Here is a 10252-nt window from a genome sequence, read left to right as displayed (position 1 = left end):
TCTTTTACTTTTCTTATCATTGGCATGATGTGCCTAATTTTTCTTTTTATAGAGTCTTCACTCTACTTCCCTGTAACTAGAAAGATACCTTCTTTTTCAAAAAAATACAGTCTTTTTTTATTTTTTTAGATAGATGTTGCGGTCATAAAAAAAGCGCGTGTAAACACGCGCTTTTTTAAGGTAAGAATTAGTGACCAGAAATGGTAATAATTGCACCTTTTGCATATTGACCAGTTGCCGGGCTAAAGTAAGTTTGTAGACCTTGGATTTCCATATCACCAATTGATGCTGCATTTTGGCTACCTAGGTGAATACCTTTCACATAGTTATCATGTGCACCACTTGTACTCGTAATACGAATGAAACCATCGTTTGCACTTGATTCGCCAAATACACTGATGCTTTGGTTCAATGTCAAATCTTTAGAGTTAGCATCTGTCAACTTAATGCTTTCAATGAAGATTTCGCCTGGGCCTGAGGTGGTTACACCTGCAGCAACTTGTCCACCAGTCGTTGAATTATCAAGAATACCCAAATCTGTAATTGTTAAGCCGCCAATCATTGTTGCATTCAACTTAATCATTGCACCCTGTGGAGCAGCACCTAATTGAATATTGGCAGACATTGGACCTGTTTTAAGTGATAGGCCAGATAAAATCGCATTTTCCTTACCAGCACCACCACGGCGAATACTAGTAGCTGAAGCTAAACCACTTTCATAATCTGTAAGAGATGAAGCTGATCCCACAACCCCAATTTCACCGATGTTAATATCTAAACCAGATACTTTAGCGGCAATGTTGATGAACGGGTTACCAGCACCAGCATCTGAGTCAATGGTTAAATCTGCAAGGTTACGTGAAGCTAGTAAATACGCACCATTGTTATCGTAGTTTGCACCAATCACGATACCATTAGCTGTTGTTTTACCTTTACCATTCGCTTTGATATAGATCGCACCTGCTTCACCAGTACCCCCCACAATACCCTTAGCAGCCGTTCCAGGGCGAACAATATTTCCTTCGCCATCATAAATTGCAATAACGCCCGCTGTTGCAGTAGAGTCCTCAGCTAAACCATCATTATCATGGATAAATAGTTTTTCAATTTCAATTTTTGAAATACCGATACCGATTTTCAAACCGTCCTGACCTGTAGTCGCGCTTAGAGATGCATCGTCCAGTGATTGCATCGCCATCGCATTTGCACTAAAAGCAACTGAAGCAGCTAAAGCCAATTTTGTGAATTTTTTCATTGTTTACTCTCCCAAGAGTACTATTTTTTTTGGTTGTGAATCACTCAGTGCTGACGTTGTGTTTTTTATTTTCTGACAACGCAAAGCATCTTTCCTTGAGTAATTTTGCTCGCCCACTTAAATTAACGTCGAGTCATATTTTGATCAACTGTTGTTGGTCGCAATATTGAGCTTACCGACAAACGGTATTTGATGATTTAGAAATATTTTTTCCCATTCTTGATATAAAATACCGGTTCATATCGGAATATGCGCTACTGAATGAACGAAGCTCCTTACCATTGTCCTTTAAGTTTTGCATCTCTTCAGCTTAAAGATCTATTGCATGCATTAAGCCCCTTAGATCACCTGATATATTTAAATAATAATGGGCAGCCTTTTATTGCCTGCTGTGCACAGAAATATTTTATGGTGCAGGATGGACAAACTCAGTCATTTAAGAGAGTGGATATCGAGCAATATCAGGCTGATATAGCTGAACTCAGCTTAGAGCTTGATCAAACTCCAGATATTAAAGCGAATGAATTTTCTGGAGGTTATGTTGGGTTTATTGGCTATGATTACGCTGCTCAACAGCACACCCAATACCCAGAGCGAGCTCAACCTAGCCTATTTATCGGGCAGTTTGATTCTTATATTAAGTTTGAAGCTGAACAATGGGTATTCTATAGTCATGATCCGCAAGCAGAAGATATTTTCAATCATCTTCAAAATCTATTAAATCAAGCCTCTATACCATCACAATTTCAATTAAAAACCCTTTGCAGCCCACGTTGGGACAAATCTCGCTATGCACAGGCATTTCAGGATATTCAGGATTATATTCTAGCCGGTGATTGTTACCAGATTAACTTAACCCAAGAATTTACAGCACTGGCTGAAGGTTCATTATTAGAAACTGCACATGCTTTCTGGACATTAACCAATGCGCCATATGCGGGCTATCTTCGTATAGGTGATTTTGAATTATTGAGCTGTTCACCTGAACTGTTTATTGATTTTGAAGCACATCGAAAAATTGTCACCAAACCGATTAAAGGTACCATGCCACGTTTTGCCGATCCGGTGCTTGATGAGCAATCCAAACAACGATTAAAAGACTCAAAGAAGGATCAGGCTGAAAATGTCATGATTGTAGATTTACTACGCAATGACCTCAGTGTTTATGCAGAAACAGGTTCAGTCAATACACCTAAACTATTCAATATTGAATCATTTAATCAGGTACATCATATGGTTAGCGAAGTCGAAGCGACCTTAAAAGAAGGTGTGCATCCTTTTGATGTATTGCTGTCTGCACTTCCAGGTGGATCAATTACCGGTGCACCAAAGATTCGCGCCATGCAAATTATTGAAGAGTTAGAAGGTGCTCCACGTGGAGCGTATTGTGGTTCATTAGGTTATTTTAATTTTGATGGAACAGGAAGCTGGAATATTCTGATTCGCTCGATTCAGAAATATCAAGATGAGGTTTCACTTTGGGCCGGTGGCGGAATTACGATTTCTTCGGATTATGATGCGGAATACCAGGAATGTTTTGATAAAGTCGAGGCCATGCTGGATTTACTCAATACTTGGTATAAACCCGAATAAATAAAAAAGCGACTCCATAGAGTCTTGAATCTCCCCTACCCCCTCTTTAACAAAGAGGGGGATTCTCTCTCTTTAAAAAGAAAAAGGTTCCCTCCTTTATCAAAGGAGGGTTAGGGTGGATTTAATTAAGCTAAAATATCATTTTTCAACGTGTCTACTAAACGCTGATTTTGCTCATCTGTACCAATGGTAATACGTAAAAATTGATTGATACGAGGTTTATTAAAGTAACGTACGATAATGCCGCGTTCCCGTAATTCAGCTGCTAACTCACCTGCATCTTTTGATGGTAGTGAAGCAAAAATAAAGTTCGCACTTGATGGCAAGACTTTGAAACCGAGCTCATTCAACTGATTAACCAGTTTTTCACGACTGGCAATCACTTTAGCATTTTGTGCTTCAAAGTATTCCTGATCTTCGAATGAAGCCACTGCAGCCGCAATCGCAAAACGATCCATTGGATAAGAGTTAAAGCTGTTTTTTACCGCTTCAAGCGCCGCAATCAGATGAGGTTGAGCAATCGCGAAACCAACACGTAGGCCTGCTAAAGAGCGGGATTTTGAAGTCGTCTGACAGACTACTAGATTCTCGTATTTATCAATCAAACTCACTGCTGATTCAGCACCAAAATCTACATAGGCTTCATCAATGACGACTACTGAATCTGGATTCGCCTGCAGAATTTCTTCAATGGCAGACAAACTAAGCGCAATACTGGTTGGCGCATTCGGATTGGTGATGATAATGCCGCCATTTGGCTGTTTATAATCATCTACCACAATTTCAAAATTTTCATTCAGTGGCAAGATTTTGGTTTTGACACCAAAGAACTGGCTATAAACCGGATAGAAACTATAGGTAATATCTGGATAAAGCAGTGGCTGTTCCTGAATAAAAAAGGCTTTAAAGATATGTGCTAGAACTTCATCAGAACCGTTACCGACAAAGACATTTTCAGCAGCCACATTTTGTTGTTTAGCTATGGCATGTTTCAATTCAGATGCATCGGGATCTGGATAAAGGCGTAAAACATCTGCGTCATTGGCTAAAACTTTTTGCACCGCTTCCACGACTTTCGGTGATGGCGGATACGGATTTTCATTGGTATTTAATTTTAAAAGGTTTTGAATTTTGGGCTGTTCGCCTGGAACGTAAGGCTCTAACTCACGGACTTCAGGGCTCCAAAAACGCATTTGCTCTATGGTGATATTCGACATTTTCTATTCTCAAATTCCCTCTCCTTTTAGGAGAAGGTTAGGGAGAGGTTAAATAATTCCCCTTACCTAACCTCTCACAAAGGGAGAGAAATATCTTTTATTCAATATAAGTATTTAATTACTGATAGCGATAACGTGCTGAGCGTGCATGCGCATCCAGATTTTCCTGCTGTGCCAGAACATCTGCAGTTTTCGCAAGGGTTTTCACACCGTCTTCAGAACACATAATCAGGCTTGAACGTTTCTGGAAATCATAGACACCCAGTGGTGATGAGAAACGTGCTGTACCCGATGTTGGTAATACATGGTTCGGACCTGCACAATAGTCACCAATCGCTTCAGGCGTATAACGTCCCATGAAGATCGCACCGGCATGGCGAATCTCTTCAGCCATTTCTTGAGCTTCATCCAGACACAGCATTAAATGTTCAGGTGCTACTTGGTTAATCAGCTCAATACCTTCAGCACGATCTTTCACAAGCACTAATGCACCACGATTGGCAATTGAAGTGCGGGCAATTTCTGCTTTTGGTAGAGCTAGCAAATGCTCTTCAATTGCTTGTTCTACTTCACTTAATAGCTGTTCATCAGGCGTAATAAATACAGCTTGAGCCACCGTGTCATGTTCAGCTTGAGATAACAAATCCATTGCTAACCATTTGGCATTGTTCTGCCCTTCTGCATAAACCAGAATTTCTGAAGGACCAGCAATCATGTCGATACCGACCTGACCAAATACTGCACGTTTTGCCGCAGCCACAAAACGGTTACCTGGACCAGTGATTTTATCGACACGTGGAATGGTTTCTGTACCATAGGCCAATGCAGCAACCGCTTGTGCGCCACCAATGGTAAATACACGGTGTACGCCAGCCAGATAGGCAGCAGCCAAGACCAATGGATTCAGTTCACCATTTGGAGCAGGCACCACCATAACAATTTCACCTACACCTGCCACATGTGCAGGAACAGCATTCATTAACACTGAAGATGGATATGAAGCCAAGCCCCCTGGAACATAGATCCCTACGCGATCCAATGGCGTCACTTTCTGACCTAAGGTATTACCTAGAGCATCGACATACGTCCAACCATCCTGTTTTTGTGCCTGATGGAATTCGCGAATACGGTTTGCAGCCAATTCTAAGGCTTCACGCACTTCAGTCGTTAAGCCTTCGAAAGCTGCTTTAAGTTGCTCTTGAGTCAGTTCCAAATCTGAAAATTGATGCGCTGGATGTCGATCGAACTGCTGAGTCAATTTAAGAACATGAGCATCACCATGCTGACGTACGTCAGCAATAATTTGGTCTACAGTTTTTAAAAGTTCAGGATCATTCACGGTTTCAAAAGCCAACAAGTCAGCAAACGCTTGCTTGAAGTTTTGATCTTGTGTCGATAAACGTCGCATCAATTTACCCATAAGGTTTGAATTCGAAGGCTTTAGTTTACCTGTTTTCAAAGACTTTGTCGGTAGCTAGAACAGACTTGTGCTATGAGTTTTATTGGAAATAGCTTTTGATAAAATTGATGAAAGCATTGAGCTTCTTATATTTATAATCAGCAATAAAAAACCGCCCAAAGTGGGCGGTCTTTGATCAAGCTTAAATTTAAGCTTTTTTCGCCTGTTCGCGTGCTTCCACTGCTTGCTCAAGCTGGGCAAGAATTGGATTCAGCAATGCTTGCTTACGTTTAAAGCTGGCTTTGTTCACAATCAGACGTGAAGAGACTTTGCAGATTTCTTCAAGTGGCTCAAGACCATTGGCACGCAGTGTATTGCCTGTATCGACCACGTCAACAATGTAATCACCTAAACCCACCAATGGTGCAAGTTCCATTGAACCATAAAGCTTGATCACATCAACCTGTTCACCGAGGCTCGCGTAGTATTGACGGGTCAGATTCACGTATTTAGTCGCAATTTTTAAACGGCCTTTCGGACGCTCCATGCCGACTTTACCTGCTGTCATCAATTTGCAGTTGGCAATTTTAAGATCTAATGGTTCATAGACATTTTGCGCGCCATGTTCCATCAACACATCTTTACCTGCTACACCGATATCTGCCGCACCATTCTCAACATAAGTCGGCACATCAGAGGCACGTAAAATCAGGATACGCACCTGTTTATGCGTGGTTGGAAAAATCAGCTTTCGTGATTTATCCGGATCTTCCAGCAGATTAATCCCTGCCGTTTCAAGCAGAGGTAAAGTTTCTTTTAAGATACGGCCCTTGCTTAATGCTAACGTTAAACCATGATCAAAATTGCCCATTACGTCAAAGTTTGGATCATCGTTTCTCATATCACTCATTAACTTACTCGCTTAATTTGGGCACCTAAACCTTGTAACTTTGCTTCGACATCTTCATAACCGCGGTCAATATGATAAATACGGTCAATCAATGTTTCCCCTTCGGCTGCAAGTGCTGCAAGAACTAAAGAGAATGAAGCACGTAAATCTGTTGCCATCACAGGCGCTGCAGAAAGTTTTTCTACACCTGTTACGACAGCATCATTACCTTCGACCTGAATATTGGCTCCCATACGAGCCAATTCAGGAACATGCATAAAACGGTTTTCAAAAATCGTTTCAGAAATTGTGGCAAATCCACGGCCAATGGCATTGACTGCCATTAACTGAGCTTGCATATCTGTTGGGAAATCTGGATGTGGCAAGGTACGGAAGCTCACTGCTTTCGGACGTTTACCCATCATATCCAGTTCAATCCAGTCATCACCACGAGTGACTTCCGCACCCATTTCCTCAAACTTATCCAGTACAGCTTCCATTAAAGCCGGATCTGTATGCGTGGTTTTAACACGTCCACCAGTAATAGCTGCAGCAGCCAGATAAGAACCAGTTTCAATACGGTCGGCCACTACTGCATATTCACAGCCATGCAGGCTTTCTACACCGGTAACCACTAGAGTATCGGTATCCAGACCGTCAATTTTCGCACCCATCTTAATCAGCATTTGAGCAAGATCAGTAATTTCAGGTTCGCGCGCCGCATTACGAATCGTGGTCACACCGTCCGCCAATACTGCAGCCATCAGAATATTTTCAGTACCACCCACAGTCACCATATCAAAGACAACTTCACCGCCTTTCAGACGACCATCGACTTTAGCATGGACATAGCCGGCCTCAACCTCAATCTCGGCACCTAAAGCTTCTAGTGCTTTCAAATGCTGATCGACTGGACGAGAACCAATCGCACATCCACCTGGCAGGGATACTTTTGCACTACCGTAGCGCGCCAATAGAGGACCAAGCACCAAAATAGAAGCACGCATGGTTTTTACGAGTTCATAAGGTGCAAACTGGTTATCCAAAGTAGAGGTATCTGCAATAACTGTATCGCCTTCATAACTAATCGTGATCCCAAGACCTGCGATCAGCTTTACCAAGGTATTTACATCTTTTAGATTTGGAACATTTTTAAGTGTGATTGGCGTGTCAGCAAGAATCATTGCTGCTAATAATGGAAGCGCTGCATTTTTTGCACCAGAAATACGCACTTCACCGTCGAGCTTAATACCGCCCTGAATTAAGAATTTATCCATTAATTGATTAAGCTCCAAATAAGCTTGCTTTACGCCATTCTTCTTTGGTCAATGCACGAATGGTCACAGCATGCACTGCACCACTGGCAATATGGGAATTGAGAGGAGCATAAACAGCTTGTTGACGTGCAACCGGACGTTTACCTTCAAACTGATCATCCACAATACGGAGATCGAATTTTCCGCCCTGACCACTCACAGCAACATCCGCCTCAGGAAAAGCGGCTTTTAAAATTTCAGCGAGCTGTTCATTATTCATCACAAGACCTCTTATAGGACTAAGGGTGTAAAACGAGTCATTTTACTATAAATGTAAAAAATAATTCATTAGTCACATACATTATATATATAAAAAAAGAGGCTTTTAAAAACCTCTTTTTCCCCATTTGGTCGCTTAAATGGCTAAACTCTGATGATTCAGCTGCATTTCGCGATATCGGTCAATCTGTTTTTTTAATTTTTCCGTCAAAATTTTAATTGAGGTATACATGTCATCAGCATTAGCATGGGCAAAAAATTCAATACCCGGTAAACGGACAATCGCTTCTGCGATATGGTTACTACTGCCTCTTTTTGAGCGCTTATCAATCTGATGGTCTTTGGAAAGCTTAACCTGCATGCTGTTGACCTGATCCAGATGTTTGGTCATCTGTGAAAATTTCGTTTTTATAGTTTCTTCAATCGCTGGCGTAATTGATAAATGATGTCCACGAATTGTTATTTGCATAGTTCTATCCCTCACCTTCGTTAGGATCAGAAGAGTCACAGTTAAAAATGAAAAGAATACAATAACTTGCTCAAGCAAAATCGTGATTTAAAGCATTTATTCAGATCATTTTCACCATTCCTCAAAAGAAAAAAAGATTCATTACGATGTCATAATGAATCTCTAGAATAATCAAATTTCAAAAACTAGATCAAGACTTTTCGCTCAGAAGATGAAGGAATATGTAACGATTCACGATATTTCGCGACCGTACGTCGTGCCACATCAATCCCCTCTTCTTTCAAAAGATTGGCAATTGCATTGTCAGATAAAGGCTTACGTGCATTTTCTTCTGCAATCATTTTCTTAATTTTGGCACGGATTGCAGTAGATGAAGCCTCTCCCCCAGAAGTCGTTCCTACATGACTCGAGAAGAAGTATTTCAGTTCAAATAAACCACGAGGAGTTAGCATATATTTGTTAGTCGTTACACGGGATACCGTTGATTCATGTAATTCAACTTCTTCAGCAATATCACGTAAAACCAGAGGCTTCATACCTTCAGGACCAATCTCTAAAAAGCTTTTCTGATGTTCAACAATACAGGTCGCTACTTTCAATAAAGTTTTATGTCGTTCATCAATACTTTTAATAAAGTTTTTCGCTTCCAGCATCTGATTACGAAGATATTGATTATCTTCGCTCTGATCAGCACGACGAATCATATTGGTATAAAAAGAATTTAGTCTCAACTTAGGCATCACATCAGGGTTTAACGTCACCTGCCAGCAGTCATTCTTTTTCATTACCACGACATCGGGGATCTGATAATCAGATTCCTTACTTTCAAACTCCAGTCCCGGATATGGTTTAAGAGTTTTTAGCAAATCAACCGCACAGCGTAATTGTTCCTGATTTAAACCAGTTTGCTTAATGAGTTTTGGTAATTCATTGGTAATCAGCAGCTCATAATGTTGCAGCAATTTAACCGCATCATTACGACAAGGGGTATTAACTGGTAGGCTATCCAGCTGAATCAATAAACACTCAGCTAGATTTCTGGAACCTACTCCAATCGGATCAAGACGCTGAATATGCTTAAGAACAACGAGTACTTCATCCTCTTCGATTTCTTCCTCATAATCCATGGAAGATAAAAGATGTTGTACTGATGCAGTAATTTCGGAAATTTCTGCATCCAGAAAACCCTTTTCATCTAGAGAATCAATAATGCAGTATGCAATCAGCTGATCAATGCGAGAAAAGTGCAGCAGATTAACCTGCTCGAGCATATATTCTTGTAAGCTTTGCTGGCTTTGACGGTTGTCTTCGCGCTCTTCAAACTCTGCTGCACCTAGACTTGTCGGTTGATGGGTATAGACATCATCCCAGTCGGTATCTACAGGGAGATCGTCCGGAAGATGGTCTGCATTGAGCTCATTGGTTAAATCCTTTTGACTCGCATCAACAGTAGAAAGACTTTCAACACTGATTTGCTCTTCAACTTTTTCTAACAAAGGATTACTATCAAGTTGTAGCTGGATTTCTTGCTCTAGTTCCAGACTGGATAATTGTAATAAGCGGATTGCTTGTTGTAACTGTGGAGTTAATGACAGCGAGTTGGCAATTCGTAATCCCACTGATAATTTCATATGACCCCCTAATAAAAATCTCGTTTTATAAGCAATTTTCATGCCGCTTTAACTTTTATAACATAGTTTGATAAAAAAACACACAAAACCATAATGATTTCATGAACTGTAACGTCATTTTTATATAATTTTTTAAGCATTATTAATCACTTATTTTTATTAAACAGTATTCAACTGATTTGTAAATTAATATAATTTGGCTTAATTTTCTTAAATTCTATGCATAAAAAAAAGCCCCCTGCATGAGCAGAGGGCTTTTGGAAT

The 10252-nt window shown here is 40.5% G+C and carries 9 protein-coding genes; 1 reads left to right on the top strand and 8 read right to left on the bottom strand.

The genetic code is table 11. From position 1 onward, the window contains the following. Positions 1-187: 187 nt before the first annotated feature. Positions 188-1255 (bottom strand): DUF6160 family protein, encoded by a 1068-nt coding sequence (locus B4J23_RS02365; RefSeq protein WP_291358653.1) that lies wholly within the window; start codon positions 1253-1255, stop codon positions 188-190. Positions 1256-1516: 261 nt separating this feature from the next. Between B4J23_RS02365 and B4J23_RS02360 the strand changes: the two genes are divergently transcribed. Then, positions 1517-2848 (top strand): anthranilate synthase component I family protein, encoded by a 1332-nt coding sequence (locus tag B4J23_RS02360; RefSeq protein WP_291358652.1) that lies wholly within the window; start codon positions 1517-1519, stop codon positions 2846-2848. Between the two features lie 125 nt (positions 2849-2973). Here the strand turns inward: B4J23_RS02360 and hisC are convergent, their stop codons facing one another. The 7 genes from hisC to B4J23_RS02325 all read right to left on the bottom strand — a co-directional run bounded on the left by hisC (position 2974) and on the right by B4J23_RS02325 (position 9988). After that, positions 2974-4065 carry a histidinol-phosphate transaminase gene (hisC, locus tag B4J23_RS02355; RefSeq protein WP_291358651.1) on the bottom strand — a complete coding sequence of 364 codons (1092 nt, stop codon included), beginning with the start codon at positions 4063-4065 and terminating at the stop codon, positions 2974-2976. A gap of 118 nt (positions 4066-4183) precedes the next feature. Next, complete coding sequence (gene hisD, locus B4J23_RS02350; protein WP_180012446.1) at positions 4184-5485, bottom strand: histidinol dehydrogenase; 1302 nt, start codon at positions 5483-5485, stop codon at positions 4184-4186. A 187-nt stretch (positions 5486-5672) separates the two neighbouring features. Next, positions 5673-6374, bottom strand: coding sequence for an ATP phosphoribosyltransferase (gene hisG / locus B4J23_RS02345; protein WP_005234128.1), 702 nt, complete (start codon positions 6372-6374; stop codon positions 5673-5675). After that, positions 6374-7630 carry a UDP-N-acetylglucosamine 1-carboxyvinyltransferase gene (murA, locus tag B4J23_RS02340; RefSeq protein WP_291358650.1) on the bottom strand — a complete coding sequence of 419 codons (1257 nt, stop codon included), beginning with the start codon at positions 7628-7630 and terminating at the stop codon, positions 6374-6376. Before murA ends, hisG begins: the two co-directional genes overlap by 1 nt. A gap of 7 nt (positions 7631-7637) precedes the next feature. Continuing rightward, the gene (gene ibaG, locus B4J23_RS02335) at positions 7638-7889 is read right to left on the bottom strand and encodes a BolA family iron metabolism protein IbaG (protein WP_004783413.1); all 252 of its coding nucleotides are present in this window, start codon (positions 7887-7889) and stop codon (positions 7638-7640) included. Between the two features lie 135 nt (positions 7890-8024). Beyond that, positions 8025-8357 carry a ribosome hibernation-promoting factor, HPF/YfiA family gene (hpf, locus tag B4J23_RS02330; protein WP_004783414.1) on the bottom strand — a complete coding sequence of 111 codons (333 nt, stop codon included), beginning with the start codon at positions 8355-8357 and terminating at the stop codon, positions 8025-8027. 185 nt (positions 8358-8542) lie between these two features. Continuing rightward, positions 8543-9988, bottom strand: a complete 1446-nt coding sequence (locus B4J23_RS02325) for an RNA polymerase factor sigma-54 (RefSeq protein WP_159124272.1) — start codon at positions 9986-9988, stop codon at positions 8543-8545. Positions 9989-10252 lie beyond the last annotated feature (264 nt).

This window comes from Acinetobacter sp. UBA3025 (genome assembly GCF_002367915.1).
Lineage (GTDB): Bacteria > Pseudomonadota > Gammaproteobacteria > Pseudomonadales > Moraxellaceae > Acinetobacter.
This window is presented reverse-complemented; position numbering and strand designations above follow the sequence as displayed.